Genomic DNA, 18973 nt, shown 5'->3' with positions numbered 1-18973 from the left:
CCCGACGCGCCCATGCCTGTTCTCGCCCCCGCCTTTCTCGCCGCCGCGCTGCTGGCCGCCGCCAGCGCCGCCCAGGCCGCGCCGTTCGCCATCACCTACAGCGGCACCGTTGCCGCCAACCCCTCCCTGCCCGGCGTGCAGGGCGGCGAGGCCTACAGCGTCACCTTCGTCATGGACAGCGGCGGCACCACGGCCGCGGGAAGCCGCTGGCTGCTGTCCGATCTGCGCTGCGCCATCTGGCGCTTCGGCGCGGCCGGGCAGCGCACCGCCCTCACCCACCCGCTGACCGGCTCGGCCACGCAGATCTCCTACGGCAGCGGGGCGGCCGAGGCCAACGCGGCAGGCACGGCACTGACGGGCATGTTCGACATCGGCATCTACGCCGCACCCGCCACCGACTACACCGTCTCCGGCCCCATCGACCTGGGCGCGCCCGTGAGCTGGAACGTCAACGGCTCGGCCACCGCCTTCGCCGACGCGCTGGGCAGCTTCGACGACGCCGGGGGCGGCGTACCCATCGACCCGCAGCGCTGGAGCCGCCCCGTCGCCGTCGCCGGTGCGTGCGACGACACGCCGGTGAGCGCGCCGCCGCCCGGCGGGGGCGCGCAACCCGTGCCTGCGCTCGGCCTGCCCGCGTTGGCGCTGCTGGGCCTGGGCGCAGCGGGGCTGGGCATGCGCAAGCTGCGTCGCCACTCCTGAAAAAGTAGCTGTTTGCGCTTTCTGCATAAGCCCTGAAGACCATTTTGACCATGAAAAAACTCATTGCCGCCACGCTGCTGGCCGCCGTCAGTACAGCACAAGCCGCACCGTTCGCCACCACGCACAACGGCACCATCACCGGTTCCACCCTGCCCGGCGCTACCGATGGCGAGCCGTTCCGCTTCACCCTCATCTTCGACAACGGCGGCACCACGGCATCCGGCCAAACCTGGTCGCGCGGCGACCTGACTTGCGTCATCGTGCGCATCGGCCAGGCCGGGGCAGCGTTCCGGCAAGACCTGCGCGTTCATACGCCCGAAGCACTCAATACCTTCGCCACCCTGCCCGACGGTTCGATCCACCGCATCTTCAGCGGCGTGCGCAATACCGCCGTGCAGGCAGGTGAGTACAGCGCCAGCGGCTTGGCGCTGGAGGCGCCCGTGGGCTGGGGCTACTGGGTGACACCGGGGTCCAACCCACCTTTCGCCGTGCTGCAAGACCGGGGCGGGCAGCGCGGGTTCGCCAGCAACACCATCGCTTTCTACGCCGCATGGAGCCCGCCCGTCGCCGTGACCGGGGCCTGCGACGACACGCCGCTCCCCCCACCGCCGCCACCCGGCAACGCACAGCCCGTGCCTGGCCTGGGCCTGCCCGCCCTCGCGTTGCTCGCCGTGGGCGCGGCCGCCGCAGGCGCACGCCGGCTGTGCCGCAAGAACTCCTGAATCAATAGCTGCTCGCGCTTGCCGTACAAGCGCCAGAGCCGTTTTTCAACCACATCACCAAGGACTTTCCCAATGATGATGCGCACCCTGGCCGCCGCGCTGGCCTTCTCCGCCCTGTCCGTGCTGGCGCTGCTGCTCACCCACACCGGCGCCTGGGCCGCGGGCGCCACCGATCCGGCCACCTTCCGCCTCACCCCCGCGCTGCTGGACCGCATGGACCAGGTGGCCGCCGAGCTCAAGCACCTGCCGCAGCAGGACGACGATGGCGACGACGCCCATTCCGTCGAGGACATCGCCCGCAAGCTCGACGCCCACCCCCAGGTGCGCGCCGCGCTGGCGCGCCAGAACTTGAGCAGCCGCGAATACGCCACCGCCATGCTGGCCGCGCTGCAGGCGGGGATACTGCTCGCGATGGACAAGGCGCCGGGCGCGAAGAACACGCAGGCCTTCACACCTGCGCAGCTCGCCAACGTGGAGGTGCTGCGCGCACGCCAGAAGGGGCGCCCATGAAAGCCCTGCCCACGTTCTTGCTGGCCGCGCTGCTGGCCGCCTGCGGAGGTAGCGGCAGCAGCACCGGCGAGCCGCCGCCGCCCGTTGACCACGCCGTGCCGGGCCGCTTCGTGCTGCGCGTGGCATCCCTGGGCAGCGCCTCGGGCTATGTAGCGCTGGAGGAAAAGCCCCGGCCCTACCGCGACGGCCTGCCCAGCGCGCCCGTCGACCGGCGCATCCGCATCGGCGGGCAGGGCGCCGGCCACGTCTACACGCCGCCGGAGGACTGGTCGCTCATCGACATGGCGCTGCACCCCTCGGGCGAGATCTCCGCCGTGCTCGCCACGCACCGCGCATTGCGCCTGGTGCGCCTGGACGCCCAGGCCCGCGAGCTGACCCGCGCCGAACTGACCGACCCCGCGGCACCGCTCGACCCGTACTACGACCAGGGCGGCATCAAGGACGATACCGCGATGCTGCCCCTGCACACGCGCGACGCGGTGCGCCTGGCCGCGCTGGGCGAAGACCTGGCCGTGGCGTTGCGCACCGGCCGCCACGCCGTGGTGGCCTACCGCTATGCGCACACGGCGCAGGGCGGCTACACACAACGCTGGCGCAGCCTGGTGGAGCCGGGCACCACGGTCATGGCGCGCTACCTGACGAGCGGCAGCCACGACACCTACGGCCAGCTCGCCAACCACTTCCAGGTGCTGCTCGCCGCCAACGCGCACGGCGGCCTCGCCGTGGCCGTGCCCGCCGCACCGCACAACAACGCGTTCGCAGCGCATGCGGCCCACTTCTTCGCCACGCCCGAAGGCCCCGTGCAGCCCGAGCTTCCCGACTACGGCGCCATCGTCACCCGGCTGGACGGCCAGGGCCGCAACCTGGGCGCGGCCTTCGTCGACACGGGCGGCCCCACGCAGGTGTTCGCGCTGCGCGCCCTCGAAACAGGCTGGGCGCTCGCAGGCCGCCAAAAGGTGGCGAGCCAGGAGGGCGGCTGGAACGGCTTCGCCGCGTGGCTGGACGGCGCGGGACGCCTGCAGCGCCATGCGGTGCTGCACGTGGAAGAGGACGACGTGCTGTTCGACATCGCCGCGCTGCCCGGCGGGCGCCACCTCGTCGCGGGCGCCACGGGCTACCGGCAGAACCCGGCAGGCGCCAGCATTTCGGACGACGGCGCGCCGCTGCTGGCGGTGCTGGACGCACAAGGCCGCCTCGCCCAGCGGCTGGCCCTGCCCGCCGGCCCCGGCCAGAACCCGGTGCGCAGCCTGGAGAGCCAGGGCGGCCGCTGGCTGGTGGGCGGCATGCGCGGCGGCCCCGGCACGCACACGGCCGACGCCGATCCCGCGCGGCTGCGCGCCGATGGCTATGTGCGCGAGGTGCTTGCGCCTTGAAGACTGCCCGGCAGTTCCTGGCGCCCCTGCTCAAGGGTGCATCGCTCGGCAGCTTCCGCGCGAGAGGGCGCCGCCGCTCAATGGGTTTGGCTTCGCGCGATGGCGCTTTTCCAGAGATCCCGCTCGCTCTGGATGAATTGCGCAAAGCTGGCGGGCGTGCCCTGGGGGTCGGCCAGGGCGGAATTGGTGCGCAGCCAGTTCGCATAGTCCGGGCTGTCGAGCGCTTCGTTCAAGGCGACGGACAGTTTGTCCAGCACGGGTTGCGCGATGCCGGCCGGGCCGACCACGCCGAACCATGCGATGGCCTGGAAGTTCGGCACGCCAGCCTCCGCCACGGTGGGAACGTCGGGCAGCGTGGGGATGCGCTGGGCGGAGGTGACCGCGAGCGCGCGCACCGACCCCTTTTGCAGGAAAGGCAGCGCATTCGGAATGGTGTCCAGCGTCAGGTCGATGCGTCCGCTCACGATGTCGGGGTACATCGTGGCTGCGGAGCTGTAAGGCACGTGGGTCATCTTCACGCCGGCGCGCGTGTTCAAGTACATCATGCTGACGGCTTGGTTCGTCGTCGGCCCGAGCGACGAGAAATTGAGCTGGCCGGGATTCCTGCGCGCGATGTCGAGCACCGCGCCGAGACTGCCCGCCTTCATCTCATGGCTTGCGACAAGGATCTGGGGCTGCATGGCGACCAGGCGGATGGGAGTGAAGCTGCGCACGGGGTCCCACGTCAGGTTGGAGACCATCAAAGGCCCGATCACCTGCACCGAACTGGTCGTCATCAGCAAGGTATAGCCATCGCCCGGGCTGCGCGCCACCGCGGATGCGCCGATCTGTCCGGACGCGCCGACGCGGTTGTCCACCACCACGGGCACGCCCAGTTTCCTGGACATGCCGTTGCCCAGCAAGCGCGCCAGGCTGTCCGCGGAACCGCCCGGCGCGAAAGGCACGACGATGGTCACCGGCTTGCTGGGAAACGCCTCGGCCCAGGCAGTGCTTGCAAGCATCGCTGCCATGGAGAGAAGCAATGTGGCTGTCTTTCTACGCTGCATCGGGGCGGCTCCTCTGTCCATTTTTCGGGAATGGGCACCTGCGGCGTTTCAGCATGTCCGGCTTCGGAAAGCAGTCACCGCAGGACAAAAATATAGACCGGACAATTTTTCAAAAACCAACAGAACAGTCCATCTAGGATTTTTATTTGTACGGACTTTATTGGCACCGGAAACATTGTCAAGCAAGGGATTGCCCGCATCGCCCTGCGCCGTGCGAAGGAAGTCAACGCCCCGTGAGCAAACTGCCCAGCAGCTCCTGGCGCCCCTGCAGCCCCAGCCGGTTGTAGAGCTGGCGCCGGTGGTAGACCACCGTGTTGGCGCTGATGCCCATGCGCTCGGCGATCTGCGATTCGGACAGGCCGCGGGCCAGCCACCAGGCCAGCTCCTGCTGGCGCCGGGGCAGGCCGAGCGCCTGCAGCGCCGACAGCAGGCGCGCGCCGCGCGCCATGCGCCGCGTGATGTGCAGGGCCACGGCCTGCCTGGCGCCCTGCGTGTCCGTGGCGGCGGCCATGCGCGTGGCGCGCAGCGAGAACCAGCCCTGCGCGTTGCTGAGCTCCATCTGCGGCAGCGGCAGGGCTTCGCCGGGCAGCGCAGGCGCATGCAGCCGCCGCAGCAGCTCCTGCAGCGGCGCGGGCAGCGCGCCCGCGGCGCCGCGCCAGCGCCAGCCGAAGGCCTGCTGCATGAGGGTCTCGGCCTCGGGCGAGACCCATTGCAGCCGGCCCCGGTCCGTGGCGATGACCAGGCCGGTGGCGACCACCTCGCTGTCGTGCGCATCCAGGTCGCCGGGCTGCAGCACCTGCGCCAAATGGGCCTGCAGCGGCGCCAGCACGTCCAGCTCCTCCCGCGTGAACGGCGGCGCACCCGCGTAGCGGTAGAGGATCAGCGTGCCCACCCGCTGGCCGCCCGCGCGCAGCACCAGCGTGGCCCAGTCGGTCACGCCCGAGGGGCGCAGCACCACGTTGTAGAAATCGCTGCGCAGCATCCGCGACTGGGGCACTTTCAGCAATTGCTCCAGCAGCAGCGGCCCGCTGCCCAGATGCACCGTGTGCCCCAGGTCGCGCAGGCTGCAATGGAACATCTGGCCCTCGCTGCGCAGGATGCGCGGGTCGAAGTAGTCCACCTCCCGCGCACGGATGCCGGGGTCTTCCAGATGGGTTTGCAGCACCCCGTCGCTGCCCGCGTGGACGTAGCCGCCCGCATCGAACGGCACCAGCGCGTGCAGCGCCTGCAGCACCGGCGCGATGAGCTGCGGCCCCTGCAGGTCCAGCCCGGCCATCTGGTGCAGACGGGCCAGGGCCTGGCGGGCGGAACGGGGCGGGGACATGCGCAGCGGCGGGGCGAAGGCGAGAACGAGGGTGCGAATCTAGGGCCGAGGCCGCCGCGCGTCAACGCCGCGCACTTCCTGGCGCGCCCTATCCCTGCGGGGTGGGGCGCCGCGCGCGGCGCCGCGCTAGGCTGCGCCCTCCATGAATTGCCTTGCCAACCACCAGGACGCGCTCATCGAAGCCATCGCCTTCAGGCCCCTGCTGCACTTCCAGCTCCAGCTCGGCGCCGACATGTGCATGGAGATCGGCAGCCGCAACCGTGCTCCGCTGTACGTGGCGGGCAGCGGCGGCGCATGGCTGCAGTGGCTGGGCAACGGGGACGGCGCGCCCCCCGTGGCACTGGAAGCGGGCGACGTGGCCTGGCTGCCCCGTGCCGGGCGGCATCGCATCTACAACGACGCCCAGGCCCCCGCGCAGCGCTTCGAGGACCTCTACGCCGCCCACGGCTACGAGCGCCATGGCGCCACGCTGAACCTCACCCTGGGCCAGGCGCCCCGGCAGACCTGGAGCGGCAGCTTCTACTGGGCCTCGCGCCTGGCCGCGCACCCCGTGGTGGCCGCGCTGCCGCCGGTGCTGGTGCTGCGCCGGGACGACGCCTCCGGCTGGCTGCCCACCATGGCCCAGCTCGTCGCGTGGATGGCCGACCTCCATGGCGGCCGGGGCGTGGGCCTCACCCAGACCATGAACGCGCTCATGCAGCACCTGGCGCTCACCTGGCTGCGCGATCCCGCCCGCGTGGCGGCGCCCCTGGCCGCGCCCGCCGCGGCCCCCCCGGCGCGCGATGCGCGCCTGCTGGCCGCGCTGCACGCCATCCACACCCGGCCCGCAGAGGACTGGACGCTGGAGGCGCTGGCCGCGCTGTGCCACATGAGCCGCACCGCCTTCATCCAGCGCTTCCAGGCGCAGATGGGCCAGCCCCCCATGCGCTACCTGGCGCGCTGGCGCCTGTACCTGGCCGCGCGCCTGCTGCGCGAGCAGGGCGCCACGTGGCAGCAGGCGGCGGATGCCGTGGGCTACTCCAGCGGCGCCATCCTGGCGCGGGCATTCAAGCGCGTGCGCGGCGGCGGACAGGCCGGACTGTCAAAAAACATAGCTGTCTGCGCTTGATACACCTGCACTGCAGGCTTTTTTTCTTCTTTTTCGTGGCGCAACGCCCCGCGGGAACGCCGGGCTCGAAAAACCGCACGCCCGGCTGTCGCCAGCGCATGCCCGCTTGCGCAGACTCGCCCCCAACGCGGCCCCATTCGCCACTTCCACGCGGCTGCGGCCGCGTCTTTTTCTTCCAAGGAGAACCACACCATGCCTTCGTCCCGAACGGCCGGCGCCGCCGGCCGGCCCCTTGCGCGCCGCGCGGGCCACGTGCTGCGCGCGGCAGGCGCCGCGCTGCTGCTGACGGGCACGCACGCCTTCGCCCAGGCCTGCGCGCCCGGCCAGTGGCTGGCCGAGTACTTCCCCAACACCGCCCTGTCGGGGCCTCCCGCGCTGCAGCGCTGCGAGAACGGGCCCATCGACCACTACTGGGCCGGCAGCCACGGCAGCCCCGACCCGGCCCGCCTGCCGGTGGACGGCTTTTCCGCCCGCTGGACGGCCACGCTGCCCTTCGCGGGCGGCAACGCCCGCTTCGTCACTTTCACCGATGACGGCGTGCGTGTCTTCGTGGGCGGCCGCAAGGTGATCGACAACTGGACCGAGCACGGCATCACCATGGATACGGCTTCCGTGCCACTGGCGGCCGGCAGCCACACGGTGCGCATGGAGTATTTCGAAGCCGGTGGCGAAGGCCTCGCCCAGCTCGTGGTGGAGGAAGACAGCGCCCCGCCGCCGCCCACGCCACCCCAGTTCCAGTCCTTCACCGCGCAGCCCGACACGGTGGACGCCGGCGGCACCAGCATCCTCGCCTGGAGCGTCGACCATGCCGCCGCCTGCACCGCCACCGGCGGCTGGAGCGGCGAGCAGGCCCCCAGCGGCAGCGCCAGCGTGCGCCCGCAGGCCACCACCACCTACGGCCTCATGTGCCACAACGCACAGGGCGACACCGCCAGCGCCTCGGCCACCGTCACCGTGCGCGGCGGCCCGCCGCCCGCGCCGCCGGCCATCGCCAGCTTCGGCGCCACGCCCTCGCGCGTGAACCCCGGCGACAGCGCACGCCTGGCCTGGCAGGCCACCGGCGCGGCCTCGTGCACCGCATCGGGCGGCTGGAGCGGCGCGCGCCCGGCCTCGGGCGAAGAGCTGGTGCGCCCCGCCGCCAGCACGGCCTACACCCTCACCTGCAGCAACGGCGCCGGGCAGACCGCCAGCGCCACGGCCCAGGTCGCGGTGGATGCCGTCAACCCGCTGCCGCAGGTGGGCGGCGTCAACGCCACCACCACGCCGCAGGGCGTGCGCCTGGGCTGGAACGCCGTCACCCAGAGCGGCAAATGGGTCTACGGCTACTACGCCGGCTGGTTCTGGCGCACCTACCCGCCCGAGGCCATCGACATGAGCGCCATGACCCACTTCGTCTTCGGCCGCTACGCGCCGGGTGCCGGCCCGCTGGGCGGGCAGGCAGGCGAGCTGATGGAGGGTGCGGACAACGCACACCATGAGGTGGAAGACACGCTCATCGCACAGGCCCACGCAGCGGGCGTGAAGGCCGTGATGATGGTCGGCGGGGCCACCGACGGCCCGGGCTTCATGGCCGCAACGGCCAACCCGGCCATCCGCGCGGGCTTCATCCGCCAGATCCTCGACAAGGCCGAGCAGAAGAACTACGACGGCGTGGACATCGACTGGGAAGAAGAGCTGGACAGCCCCGAAGGCCGCGCCCAGGCCCTGGCCCTGCTGCGCGAGCTGCGTGCCGCATCGCAGCAGCGCCCGCGCTACCAGGGCGCCACGCCGCTTGAGATCAGCTGGCCCGCCTTCTGGGTCAACGTCAACTTCGACGAAGTCACCGCCTGGCACGTCGAGATCGCCCAGGCCGTGGACCGCTTCAACCTGATGAGCTACGGCATGTCCGGCGACTGGGGCTGGCTGAGCTGGCATCACTCGCCGCTGTTCGGCGAAGGCCCGCTGCACCCCACGTCTATCGCGTCGACCGTGCAGGCGTACCTGAACGCGGGCGTGCCGCGCGCCAAGCTGGGCATCGGCATCGGCCTGTACGGGCTGTACTTCAACCAGCCCGTCACCGGCCCGCGCCAGAGCCTGGAAGGCATGGCCGGCCAGTCCAACAACTTCGACGACGTGAATAACTACCAGCGCCTCGTCGAGGACAACGCCTTCGGCCAACCCGGCGCGCAGTACCACTGGGACGACGTGGCCAAGCAGAGCTACATCAGCTACAGCCAACCCTGGTGGCGCGCCAGCGTGGCCCCCGTCACCTACCTGAGCTACGAGGACGAACGCTCCATCGCCGAAAAAGGCAAGTGGGTACGCGAGCAGAACCTGGGCGGCACGCTGGTGTGGGCGGTGAACTACGGCTACCTGCCGCAGCAGAACGCCAACCCGCTGATGCAGGCCGTCAAGCAGTCGTTCCTGCATGCCAGCGCAGCGGGCTACCGCGTGTACCGCGACGGCGCGGCCATCGCCACCGTCTCCGAAGGCGCCAGCTACACCGACACGGCGGCGCCCAGCGGCAGCCACCGCTACCAGGTGGCGATGATCGACGCGGCGGGCAACGAGGGGCCGCTGTCCGAGGCGGTGACCGTGCAGGTTCCCTGACACCGCGCACTTGCGCACGCCGGGCTCCCAAACCCGCACGCCCGGCTGTCGCCAGCGCACCCCGCTCTCAGAAGAATCACAACGGCCCCGCACAGCGGGGCCGTTGCTGTTTCAGCCTCCGAGGGAGCCCCATGCGCCACGCCACCACTGCCACCCCACCGCTTTCGCCGCCTGATGCACGGCGGCGTCCCGTGCCCCGCGCGCGATGAACTCCTGATTCGATAGCTGCCAGCGCTTACCCCATAAGCGCCACGGCCTTTTTTCTTGCAACACAAGGATCTCCACCATGCCCTCCATCCCCACCACGGGCTTGCGGCGCTGGCTGCACGCCAGCGCCGTATCCCTGGGCCTGCTGCTGGCCACCGCCGCCCAGGCCCAGTGGTCGCCCGGCGCCGACTTCAGCGGCGCCCGCACGCACCACACCGCCACGCTGCTGCCCGGCGGCGCCGTGCTGCTGGCGGGCGGCCAGGATGCGGGCGGCAACGCCCTGGCCACCACGCTGCGCCATGACGGCGGCAGCGGCCAGTGGACCGCCGCCGCCCCGCTGCCGCAGCCACGCAGCAGCCACACCGGTACGCTGCTGCGCAACGGCACCGTGCTGGTCGCTGGCGGCACCAGCACCACCGGTGGGCCGCTGCGCACGGCCTACACCTACGACCCCGAGGACGACGCCTTCACCCCCGTGCCCGACCTGGCCGTGGCCCGCCGCCACCACACCGCCACCGTGCTGCGCGACGGCCGCGTGCTGGTCGCGGGCGGCGAGGGCGGCGCCGGGCAGGCAGCGCTGCGCTCGGCCGAGATCTACGACCCCGCCAGCCGCACCTGGAGCAGTGCGGGCCAGATGCCCGGCCTGGGGGCACGCCACCACACGGCCACATTGCTGCCCAACGGCCGCGTGCTGGTCGTAGCGGGCATGGACAACGGCGAGGCCGCCACGGTGAACAACGCGCTGTACGACCCCCTCAGCAACAGCTGGAGCGCGGCCACGCCGCTGCCCTCTGGCGAGCAGCGCATGCACCACACCGCGACGCTGCTGCCCGATGGCCGCGTGTACGTCGCGGGGGGCGAGAGCGCGGGGGGCGCGCCCGTGCCCGGCCTGCCCTTCATCTACGACCCGCAGGCCGGCACCTGGACCGCTGCAGCGGGCATTGGCGAGCGCACGCGCCACAGCGCCACGCTGCTGCCTGACGGCCGCGTATTGATGGTCGGCGGCGCCCACGCCGGCACCGGCGGCCTGCACCTGGGCGCCGTGTACTACAACCCTGCCACCAACATCGCCTCTCTCAGCGGAGCCATGTCCCAGGCCCGAGCCAGCCACACCGCCACGCTGCTGCCGGGCGGGCGCGTGCTGGTCGTGGGCGGCCTGGGCGCCAGCGGTCCGCTGTCCGCGCCCGAAACCCTGTGGCCCGCCGCGGCCCCCGCCACGCGCAACCTGGCCACGCGCCCCACGGTGGACCACGCCGTCGCCACGCCGCTGGCCGATGGCACGGTGCTGACGGCGGGCGGCCAGCGCAACGGCGTGGGCACGCCGCCGCTGCGCTACAGCCCCTCCGCCGATGCGTGGACCGCCGCGGGCACGCCCGTGGCGCCCTGGCGCCAGCAGCACACGCAGACCCTGCTGCCCAGCGGCCGCGTGCTGGCCGCGGGCGGCCTGGGCGGCAGCGGCGTGCTGGCCAGCGCCGAGCTGTACGATCCCGGCGCCAACGCCTGGAGCGCCGTGCCCGACCTGGCGCAGGCGCGCTACTACCACACGGCCACGCTGCTGCCCGGCGGCGGCGTGCTGGCGGCCGGGGGCCGTGGCGTGGAGAACGACGCCGCATCCACCCTGGCCCAGGCCGAGGTCTACCAGCCCGCGCAGAACCGCTGGGTGGCCGCCGCGCCCATGCCCGCGCCGCGCGCCTTCCACTCGGCCACGCTGCTGCGCGACGGGCGCGTGCTGGTGGCGGGCGGCCTGTCGGCCAGCGGCCAGCTGGCCAGCGCCGCGCTGTACGACCCCGTGGCGAACACCTGGGCGGGCGCGGCCGGCATGCTGCAGGCGCGCAACGGGCACACCGCCACGCTGCTGCCCGACGGCCGCGTGCTCGTCGCGGGCGGCTTCGGCGGCAGCTACCTGAACAGCGCCGAGATCTACGACCCGGCCACCGACACCTGGGGCCCCGTGCCCACGATGAGCGAGGCGCACGCCTACCACACGGCCACGCTGCTGCCCGACGGCCGCGTGGCGGTGGTGGGCGGCTGGCGCAGCGGCGTGGCGGCGTCGGCGCGCATGGAGCTGTTCGACCCGCTCGCGGGCACCTGGAGCTTTCAAACACTGCCGCAGACCCGCCGCCACCACGCGGTGGCGCTGCTGGACAGCGGCGAGCTGCTGGTGGCGGGCGGCTACTACGGCGGCGTGGGCCAGCCCGACCAGCCCCTCGCCATCCAGCCCCAGGCCACCACGCGCCCGCGCCCGGTCATCGGCAACGCCTTCACGCAGATCAACCATGGATCGCGGCTGGTGCTGCTGGGCACGGGCTTCACCAGCGACAGCGAGGGCAGCGGCGGCGGCACCGCACAGGCCGCCGGCAACCTGCCGCTGGTGCGCCTGGAGCGCATGGACGGCGGCCCGGTGGCGTGGCTGGACGCGCAACTGTCGGACGCGGGCAGCTACGAATCGCGCGCCCTGCCCACGTGGCTGCCCGCGGGGCTGTACCAGGCGCGGGTGTTCAGCAACGCGATTGCTTCGAGCGCCTACGTCTTCGAGCTGCGCGCCCCGTCGCCCGGCGCCCCGGGCGCACCGCGCAACGTGACGGCCACGCCGGGCAACGCGCAGGTCACCGTCGCCTGGGACCACCCAGCCGGCGTGCCCCAGCCCGCGAGCTACACCGTCACCGCCCAGCCCGGCGGCGCGAGCTGCACCGTGCAGTACCCCGCGACAAGCTGCACGGTGACGGGCCTCACCAACGGCACGGCCTACACCTTCACCGTGACGGCGAACGCCGAGGGCGGCAGTACCTCGGCCCCGCCCACGGGCAGCGTGACGCCCACGGCCGGGCCGGGGCCTGGCCCCGGGCCGGGACCTGTGCAGCCGGTGCCCACGCTGTCGCAGTGGGGCGTGATGCTGCTGGCCGCGATGATGCTGTTCGCGGGCGTGCGCCGCCAAGCGAATCACTCCTGATTCGATAGCTTCCAGCGTTTATTCCCTAAGCGCTGGAGCCGTTTTTTCATTCAATTTCCTGAAAGAACTTCCGCATGCTGCGACTCATCACCGGCGCGCTCACCTTCTTCGTCCTCGCCGCCATGGCCCTCGTCGTCACCGTCACCAGCGCCTGGGCTGCCGACCCGGCCACCTTCCGCCTCACGCCCGCGCTGCTGGACCGCATGGAAGCCGCCACCGCCGAGGCCCACAAGCTGCCCCCGGCCAAGAAGAAACAGAGCGAGGACGAGGACAGCAACGACGACGACGAGTCGGTCGAAGACATCGCCCGCAAGCTCGACGCCGACCCGCGCGTGCGCGCCATCCTCGCGCGCCATGGCCTCACTTCCACCGAATACGCCACCGCCACGCTGGCGGCTCTGCACGCGGGCATGGCCCTGGCGGTGGAGAAGGCCCCCGGCGCGGCCAAGGCGGTGCAAGGCTTCACGCCCGCGCAGCGCGCGAACCTGGAGCTGATGCGCGCGCGCAAGAAGAAGTAAGCCGTCAAACGCCCAGGAACGCACGCATCCGCGCCAGTTCCTCGTCCAGCGCGGCGTGGAACGCCGCCTCGCGCGGCGGCCGGCCGGCCACATAGCCGAATTGCGCCTGCAGCTGCGCGCCCGCCCCGCCCTGCACCACCGCGAGGTTGCCCCAGCCGATCACCTGCTCGCACCACAGCAGCGGCAGCGCGTAGTAGCCCAGCTGGCGCCGGGGCGCGGGCGTGTAGGCCTCGAAGCGGTAGGCCCAGCCCCACAGCAGCTCGAAACGGCGCCGGTCCCACACCACCGGGTCGAACGGCGTGAGCAGGCGCACGCCCTGCGGCGGGCGCCAGCGCGCGGCGGCGGGGTTCTCGCCGGCGGGCCAGTACCAGTCCACGCCATCGACGCGCGCATGCGCCAGCCGCCGGCGGGCGCGGGCCAAGGCGCCGGCGCGCTCGGCGGCCCATTGCGGGGCGCCGCCGCGCAGGTGGCTCAGCAGCCGGCCCAGGCTGGCGGCGGGCAGCGGCGCGTATTTGGCGACGGCCAGGTCCACCAGCGCATCCATGCGCGCCATTGCGCTGGCGCCCTCGTCCTCTGCTGGCGTCCGCACGGCGTAGAGCCGCGTGCCGCCCTCGCGCCGCGCCACGCGCAGCAGGCCGCGGTAGTGCATGGCGTCCAGCAGCTGGGCACTGGCGGTGGTGCTGCCGCCGAACCAGTTGCTCGCCTTGCCGTGGGCGAAGCGCGCCTCGACCTCGCGCGGATGCACGGCGCCGCTGGCGCGCACGAACTCCAGCACGGCAGCGGCCTGGCGCTCGCGCTCGGGCGTCCAGGCCGTGCGCGGCGTGCGCGGGTGCATCAGCGCCGCGTGCCGGGGTGGCAGGAAGCCATAGTTGACGAAGAAGTCTTCCTCCAGCCCCAGCCGCACATAGCGCCGCTCCAGGTCGCCGGTGCGGTAGCCGCGCACGCGGTGGCGCAGCGTGAGGTCCTGCGCGCGGGCCGGCGCGCGGATCGGATCGGCCTGGACGAAGCCCAGCCGCGCGATGGCACGCGGCAGCGTGGTGGGCGCAAACAGCGTGCGCGCGACGGCGTGGCGGCGCAGATGGTCCAGGGTGGGAGCAGAGGGCATGGCGGCATCATGACGGAACGCCGCGCCGCCGCAAGCAGGGCGCGCCGCAATCGTGAAAATCCTTCAAATGTGAGTCTTCGCATGCGCTGTGCATGGCGCGCGCACGGGCGTTTGCCCAGAATCGGCCGCGTTTCCCTTCCTTCGGCCGCCGATGACCCCTCCCCCCGCCTCCTTGCCCGGACTCGACCCGCTCGCGCGGCATATGCTGGCGCGCGCGGGCATCCATTCGCTGCAGGAGCTGCGCGCGCTGGGCAGCGTGGAGGCCTACGTGCGCGCCCAGGCGGCCAACGTCCATGTGGGCCTGCCCCTGCTCTGGTCGCTGGAGGCCGTGCTGACGGGCCAGCCCTGGCGGCAGGTGGAGCGCGAGCACCGCGCCCGGTTGCTGCGCGCACTGGCATGCACCCCGCGCCAGGCCTGCGCACGGACTTCGAAAACCATAGCTGCTCGCGCTTGATGGGCAAGCGCTGGAGGCACTTTTCACTTGAACCCTGCGCGGGCGCGCCCGTTCCAGGCTACATGCCGTCCAGGCACTCCACGAAGACGCGCATCAGTACGGATGGCGCCTGCTGCTGCGCCATGAGGATGTAGCGGGCGAAATTCACGCGGGGCTCGAAGGGCAGCACCTGAATGCCGGCCAGGTCCAGATGCCGCACGACGAGCGGATTGAGCACGCTCACGCCCAGCCCCAGGCTCACCATGCGGCAGATGACCGCCGAATAGGGCGCATCCAGCGTCAGCCGCCGCCTGTCGGGCACGAACGCCGCGTCCACCACCGCGCGCGTGCCGTCGCCCTGGGTCAGCGAGATGAAGGTTTCGTCGTCCAGATCGGCGCTGCGCACCACGGCCCGGCCCGCCAGCCGGTGCCCCTCGGGAACGATGCACACGCCGTTTTCCTCGGCCCACAGCGTGGACTGCAGGCCCGGCGTGTCATCCAGGTTGGTCACCAGGCCCAGGTCCACGTACCGGTTCGCGGTCCACTTCGCCACCGTGGCCGAGTCGCCCGTGTGGATGGAAACGGATGCGTCCGGGTACCGCAGGCGAAACGCGTGCATGGCTTCCGGCATGACGCTCATGGCAAGCGACGCCACCGCGCCGATGCGCAGCGTGCCCGAGCCCACTTCGCGGATCTGCTTGGCGCTGTCCGCCAGCACTTCCATGCCGAGGAACCAGCGCTGCACCGACTGGAAGAACGCTTCGGCCTCAGGCGTGGGCGTCAGGCGCCCGCCCAGCCGCACGAACAGGGGGAAGCCGACCATTGCCTCCAGCTGCCCGATGGCGCGGCTGACGTTGGGCTGCGAGGTGTGCAGGTCGTGCGCGGCCACCGTCATCGACCGCGTGAGCATCACCGCGCGAAAGGTTTCGATCAGCTTCCAGCGCATGGGCGTCTCCTGCTTGGCAGCGGCCAGTATATCCAGACGGATATGCACTCGGCATAACTTGTCATTGGACGACATGCTATGCGCTTCCTATTCTTCCGAGGCATCACCACCCAACGCCGGTTCAGCCGACGCCTCCAATGACCTCTTCCGCCGTTCTCCTCGAGCGCCGCGGGCCCGTGGGCCTGATCACGCTCAACAAACCGTCCAAGCTCAATGCCTGGGACAAGGCCATGCGCGACCAGATCGTGGCGGCCTTGCGCGACTACGACCGCGACGCCGCGATCGGCGCGGTCGTCATGACCGGCGCGGGCGAGCGCGCGTTCTCCGCCGGGCAGGACTTCGCCGAGGCGCACGACTTCGACGCCGACCGGGCGGAGAGCTGGATCCGCGAGTGGGAAGCCTTCTACGGCACGCTGCGGCGCCTGACCAAGCCCATCGTGGCCGCGCTCAACGGCACGGCCGCCGGCTCGGCCTTCCAGGTGGCGCTGCTGTGCGACATCCGCGTGGGCCATGCCGAGGTGAAGATGGGCCAGCCCGAGATCAACTCCGGCATCGCCAGCATCACGGGGCCGTGGATCATGAAGGAGATCCTGGGCATGTCGCGCACCATCGAGCTCACGCTGACGGGCCGCATGATGGCCGCGCAGGAGTGCCGCGAGATCGGCCTGATCCACCACCTGGTGCCGCGCGCGGATGTGCTGCCCAAGGCACTGGAGATCGCCGAACAACTGGCCGCCAAGGCCCCGCTGGCGATGCGCCTGGACCGCGCCTGGTTCGCCGACATGACCGAGGCGGGCTTCCGCCAGACCATCGACGCCGCCATCCGCGCGCACCGCGAGTCCTATGCCTCGGGCGAGCCCGCCCGCAAGATGGAGAGCTTCATGGCCGAGCGCGGCCACGCGCTGGGAGGGGCCCAGCCATGATCGAGATGCCGCCGGTCGGCGACGAGACGCTGCGCCGCATCATGGACCGCCGGGCCAAGGAAGACCCCGGCCACGTGCTGCTCAAGTTCCAGGACCGCGACCACACCTTCGGCGAGATCGACGCCCAGGTGAACCGCGTGGCCAATGCGCTGCTGACGCGGGGGTTGCAGCCCGGCGACCGCGTGGCGCTGATGCTGCCCAGCCACCCGGACCACCTGGTGGCGATCCTTGCGCTCGCCAAGGTGGGGCTGGTGCGCGTGCCGGTCAACACCGGCTTCAAGTGCGCGTCGCTGGCCTACCCGTTCGAGGCCTTCGCGCCGCGCGCGCTGATTGCCGACGTGGAATATGCCGAGGTGCTGGCCGAGGCGCTGCCCGCCAACGCCGTGGAGATGGCGCTGTGGCGCGGCGGCGCGCAGGACGACTTCGCCGCGCTGCTCGCGCATGCCGACAGCGCGCCGCCCGCCGTGGAGCCGGGGCCGGACGACATCATCGCCCTCACGCCCAGCTCGGGCACCACGGGCGCGCCCAAGGGCGTGAACAAGTCCGACCGCACGCTGCGCGCCGGCCCCATGGGCACGCTGCGCCTCACGGGCGCGCAGCCGGGCGACGTGTTCCTGCTGTGGGAATCGCTGCACCACGGCGCGGGCGTGGCCGTGTGCATCGCCGCCATCCTGCAGAAGCTCACGCTGGCGATGGTGGAGAAGTTCAGCGCCTCGCAGTTCTGGGACCAGTGCCGCCGCCATGGCGTCACGCACATCCACTACCTGGGCGGCGTGCTGCCCATGCTGCTCAAGCAGCCGCCAAAGGACAACGACCGCGACCACCAGGTGCGCATCGCCTGGGGCGGCGGATGCCCGCCCGAGGTGTGGGACGTGTTCTCGCAGCGCTTCGGCGTGGAGATGCGCGAGGGCTACGGCCTGTCGGAGATGATCACCTTCGTCACCGTCAACCCGCAGGGCCCCAAGTTCTCCATCGGCCAGCCGCTGTCGTTCTTCGACCTGAAGCTCACCGACGACGAAGGCCACGAGGTGCCCGTGGGCCAGCCGGGCGAAATCTGCGTGCGCGCGCGCGTGCCCGGCCTGCACTTCCTGGGCTATTTCCGCAACGAGGAGGCCACCGAGGCCGCGCGGCGCGGCGAGTGGTTCTGCAGCGGTGACCTGGCGCGGCGCGACGAGGCCGGCTACTACTACTTCGCCGGGCGCAAGAAGGACACGGTGCGCCGGCGCGGCATCAACATCTCGGCCTGGGAAGTGGAGCGCGTGATCGGCGAACACCCCGCCATCGCCGAATGCGCGGTGGTCGGCGTGCCCAGCGAGCTGGGCGACGAGGAACTCAAGCTCTTCGTGCGCCTGGCCGAGGGCACGCAACTGGCGCCGCAGGACCTGGTGGACTGGTGCAGGCCGCGCATGCCGGCCTTCCAGGTGCCGCGCTTCGTCGCCTTCATCGACGAATTCCCCAAGACCCCCACGCAGCGCATCCGCAAGAACGAGCTGCCCCGTACCCTTTCCGGCGCATGGGACGCCGAACAACCCCGGAGCTGACCATGAAAAAGTACCTCAAGCACTGCCTGGCCGTCTGCGCAGCGGCGCTGGCCTGCACGGCGCCGTTCGCGCAGGACTATCCCTCGCGCCAGGTGACGATGGTCGTGGGCTACGCGGCCGGCGGCGCGGTGGACGCGGTGGCGCGCCTGCTGTCGCAAAAGCTCGGCGACGCCCTGGGCAAGCCCGTGGTGGTGGACAACAAGGCAGGCGCGTCGGGCAACATCGGCGCGCAGTTCGTCGCCAAGGCCGCGCCCGACGGGCACACGCTGCTGATGGCGCCGGTCACCACCTACGCGATGAACTCGCTGCTCTACCCCGCCACGGCGGGCTACCACCTCGACAAGGACTTCGCGGGCGTCTCGACCGTGGGCTACCTGCCGCTGGTGCTGGTGGTCAACGAAGCGCTGCCCGCGCGCTCGGTGGCCGACCTGGTGAAGGCCGCCAAAGCCCGGCCCGGCGGCATGGACTACGGCTCGGCGGGCAACGGCTCCATCGAGCACGTGGCCGGCGAGATGTTCAAGCAGCAGGCGGGCGTGAGCATGGTGCACATCCCCTACCGCGGCGCGGCGCCCGCCATCACCGACCTGATGGCCGGCCAGTTGAGCCTGATGTTCGCCACCGTGCCCACGGCCGTCGCCAACCTCAAGTCCGGCAAGCTGCGCCCCCTGGCGGTGACCACGCGCGAGCGCATCGGTGCGCTGCGCGACGTGCCTACCACGCGCGAGGCCGGCTACCCCGGCTTCGAGGTCGCGTCCGTCTACGCCGTGCTGGCCCCGGCGGCCACGCCCCAGCCCGTGGTGCAGCGGCTGAACCACGAGATCGCCAAGATCCTGCAGATGCCCGACGTGCAGGCGCGCTTCCAGACGCTGGGCATCGAGCGCGCCGCCTCCACGCCGCAGGAGGCGATCCAGCGCCTGTCCCAGGAGCTGGCCCAGTGGGGCAAGCTCATCCAGAGCAGCTCCATCAAGGCGGATTGACG

Annotated in this window: 16 protein-coding genes; 12 read left to right on the top strand and 4 right to left on the bottom strand. The window is 71.8% G+C overall.

The features are described 5' to 3' along the window. Window positions 1–12 precede the first annotated feature (12 nt). The 4 genes from AVS7_RS15065 to AVS7_RS15050 all read left to right on the top strand — a co-directional run bounded on the left by AVS7_RS15065 (window position 13) and on the right by AVS7_RS15050 (window position 3304). Window positions 13–699, top strand: coding sequence for a hypothetical protein (locus AVS7_RS15065; protein ID WP_020229213.1), 687 nt, complete (start codon window positions 13–15; stop codon window positions 697–699). Window positions 700–749: 50 nt separating this feature from the next. After that, window positions 750–1421, top strand: a complete 672-nt coding sequence (locus AVS7_RS15060; RefSeq protein WP_020229212.1) for a hypothetical protein — start codon at window positions 750–752, stop codon at window positions 1419–1421. A gap of 72 nt (window positions 1422–1493) precedes the next feature. After that, window positions 1494–1931, top strand: a complete 438-nt coding sequence (locus AVS7_RS15055; protein WP_020229211.1) for a hypothetical protein — start codon at window positions 1494–1496, stop codon at window positions 1929–1931. Continuing rightward, a complete protein-coding gene (locus AVS7_RS15050) occupies window positions 1928–3304 on the top strand; it encodes a hypothetical protein (RefSeq protein ID WP_020229210.1) in 1377 nt (458 codons plus the stop codon). The genes AVS7_RS15055 and AVS7_RS15050 overlap by 4 nt, the downstream gene beginning before the upstream one ends. A 77-nt stretch (window positions 3305–3381) precedes the next feature. Here the strand turns inward: AVS7_RS15050 and AVS7_RS15045 are convergent, their stop codons facing one another. Beyond that, entirely contained in the window at window positions 3382–4305 is a 924-nt protein-coding gene (locus AVS7_RS15045; protein ID WP_020229209.1) for a tripartite tricarboxylate transporter substrate binding protein, read from the bottom strand. Window positions 4306–4573: 268 nt separating this feature from the next. Next, window positions 4574–5674 carry a helix-turn-helix transcriptional regulator gene (locus AVS7_RS15040; RefSeq protein ID WP_024001637.1) on the bottom strand — a complete coding sequence of 367 codons (1101 nt, stop codon included), beginning with the start codon at window positions 5672–5674 and terminating at the stop codon, window positions 4574–4576. A gap of 142 nt (window positions 5675–5816) precedes the next feature. On the opposite strand from AVS7_RS15040, the gene AVS7_RS15035 reads away from it, so the two are divergent. The 4 genes from AVS7_RS15035 to AVS7_RS15020 all read left to right on the top strand — a co-directional run bounded on the left by AVS7_RS15035 (window position 5817) and on the right by AVS7_RS15020 (window position 13046). Then, the gene (locus tag AVS7_RS15035; protein ID WP_020229207.1) at window positions 5817–6782 is read left to right on the top strand and encodes an AraC family transcriptional regulator; all 966 of its coding nucleotides are present in this window, start codon (window positions 5817–5819) and stop codon (window positions 6780–6782) included. A gap of 192 nt (window positions 6783–6974) precedes the next feature. Then, on the top strand, window positions 6975–9371 hold the full coding sequence (locus tag AVS7_RS15030; protein WP_020229206.1) for a glycosyl hydrolase family 18 protein: 2397 nt from the start codon (window positions 6975–6977) through the stop codon (window positions 9369–9371). 286 nt (window positions 9372–9657) lie between these two features. Next, the gene (locus tag AVS7_RS15025; protein ID WP_020229205.1) at window positions 9658–12528 is read left to right on the top strand and encodes an IPTL-CTERM sorting domain-containing protein; all 2871 of its coding nucleotides are present in this window, start codon (window positions 9658–9660) and stop codon (window positions 12526–12528) included. A 74-nt stretch (window positions 12529–12602) separates the two neighbouring features. Continuing rightward, window positions 12603–13046: a hypothetical protein gene (locus AVS7_RS15020; RefSeq protein ID WP_020229204.1), complete on the top strand. Its 444-nt coding sequence runs from the start codon at window positions 12603–12605 to the stop codon at window positions 13044–13046. Between the two features lie 4 nt (window positions 13047–13050). Here the strand turns inward: AVS7_RS15020 and AVS7_RS15015 are convergent, their stop codons facing one another. After that, window positions 13051–14151 carry a DNA glycosylase AlkZ-like family protein gene (locus AVS7_RS15015; protein WP_020229203.1) on the bottom strand — a complete coding sequence of 367 codons (1101 nt, stop codon included), beginning with the start codon at window positions 14149–14151 and terminating at the stop codon, window positions 13051–13053. A gap of 151 nt (window positions 14152–14302) precedes the next feature. On the opposite strand from AVS7_RS15015, the gene AVS7_RS15010 reads away from it, so the two are divergent. Next, complete coding sequence (locus AVS7_RS15010) at window positions 14303–14605, top strand: TfoX/Sxy family DNA transformation protein (RefSeq protein ID WP_024001635.1); 303 nt, start codon at window positions 14303–14305, stop codon at window positions 14603–14605. A 58-nt stretch (window positions 14606–14663) separates the two neighbouring features. On the opposite strand, the gene AVS7_RS15005 is transcribed toward AVS7_RS15010, so the two are convergent. Beyond that, window positions 14664–15530 (bottom strand): LysR family transcriptional regulator, encoded by an 867-nt coding sequence (locus tag AVS7_RS15005; protein WP_020229201.1) that lies wholly within the window; start codon window positions 15528–15530, stop codon window positions 14664–14666. A 137-nt stretch (window positions 15531–15667) separates the two neighbouring features. Between AVS7_RS15005 and AVS7_RS15000 the strand changes: the two genes are divergently transcribed. The 3 genes from AVS7_RS15000 to AVS7_RS14990 are packed head-to-tail and all read left to right on the top strand — an operon-like array spanning window position 15668 to window position 18971. Further along, window positions 15668–16453: an enoyl-CoA hydratase/isomerase family protein gene (locus AVS7_RS15000; protein WP_020229200.1), complete on the top strand. Its 786-nt coding sequence runs from the start codon at window positions 15668–15670 to the stop codon at window positions 16451–16453. Then, complete coding sequence (locus AVS7_RS14995; protein ID WP_020229199.1) at window positions 16450–17994, top strand: AMP-binding protein; 1545 nt, start codon at window positions 16450–16452, stop codon at window positions 17992–17994. The genes AVS7_RS15000 and AVS7_RS14995 overlap by 4 nt, the downstream gene beginning before the upstream one ends. A gap of 2 nt (window positions 17995–17996) precedes the next feature. After that, a complete protein-coding gene (locus AVS7_RS14990) occupies window positions 17997–18971 on the top strand; it encodes a tripartite tricarboxylate transporter substrate binding protein (RefSeq protein WP_020229198.1) in 975 nt (324 codons plus the stop codon). Window positions 18972–18973 lie beyond the last annotated feature (2 nt).

This window comes from Acidovorax sp. MR-S7, assembly GCF_000400995.2.
In the GTDB taxonomy this organism is placed as follows: domain Bacteria; phylum Pseudomonadota; class Gammaproteobacteria; order Burkholderiales; family Burkholderiaceae_C; genus MR-S7.
The sequence above is the reverse complement of the archived record's forward strand: the minus strand, read 5'-3'. Positions and strand labels throughout refer to the sequence as shown.

Coding starts and splice junctions, on each gene's coding strand:
- AVS7_RS15045 (WP_020229209.1), bottom strand. CDS start 4,305: ATGCTTGCAAGCACTGCCTGGGCCGAGGCGTTTCCCAGCAAGCCGGTG.
- AVS7_RS15020 (WP_020229204.1), top strand. CDS start 12,603: ATGCTGCGACTCATCACCGGCGCGCTCACCTTCTTCGTCCTCGCCGCC.
- AVS7_RS15060 (WP_020229212.1), top strand. CDS start 750: ATGAAAAAACTCATTGCCGCCACGCTGCTGGCCGCCGTCAGTACAGCA.
- AVS7_RS15005 (WP_020229201.1), bottom strand. CDS start 15,530: ATGCGCTGGAAGCTGATCGAAACCTTTCGCGCGGTGATGCTCACGCGG.
- AVS7_RS15035 (WP_020229207.1), top strand. CDS start 5,817: ATGAATTGCCTTGCCAACCACCAGGACGCGCTCATCGAAGCCATCGCC.
- AVS7_RS15040 (WP_024001637.1), bottom strand. CDS start 5,674: ATGTCCCCGCCCCGTTCCGCCCGCCAGGCCCTGGCCCGTCTGCACCAG.
- AVS7_RS15050 (WP_020229210.1), top strand. CDS start 1,928: ATGAAAGCCCTGCCCACGTTCTTGCTGGCCGCGCTGCTGGCCGCCTGC.
- AVS7_RS15000 (WP_020229200.1), top strand. CDS start 15,668: ATGACCTCTTCCGCCGTTCTCCTCGAGCGCCGCGGGCCCGTGGGCCTG.
- AVS7_RS15015 (WP_020229203.1), bottom strand. CDS start 14,151: ATGCCCTCTGCTCCCACCCTGGACCATCTGCGCCGCCACGCCGTCGCG.
- AVS7_RS14990 (WP_020229198.1), top strand. CDS start 17,997: ATGAAAAAGTACCTCAAGCACTGCCTGGCCGTCTGCGCAGCGGCGCTG.
- AVS7_RS15065 (WP_020229213.1), top strand. CDS start 13: ATGCCTGTTCTCGCCCCCGCCTTTCTCGCCGCCGCGCTGCTGGCCGCC.
- AVS7_RS15055 (WP_020229211.1), top strand. CDS start 1,494: ATGATGATGCGCACCCTGGCCGCCGCGCTGGCCTTCTCCGCCCTGTCC.
- AVS7_RS15025 (WP_020229205.1), top strand. CDS start 9,658: ATGCCCTCCATCCCCACCACGGGCTTGCGGCGCTGGCTGCACGCCAGC.
- AVS7_RS15030 (WP_020229206.1), top strand. CDS start 6,975: ATGCCTTCGTCCCGAACGGCCGGCGCCGCCGGCCGGCCCCTTGCGCGC.
- AVS7_RS15010 (WP_024001635.1), top strand. CDS start 14,303: ATGACCCCTCCCCCCGCCTCCTTGCCCGGACTCGACCCGCTCGCGCGG.
- AVS7_RS14995 (WP_020229199.1), top strand. CDS start 16,450: ATGATCGAGATGCCGCCGGTCGGCGACGAGACGCTGCGCCGCATCATG.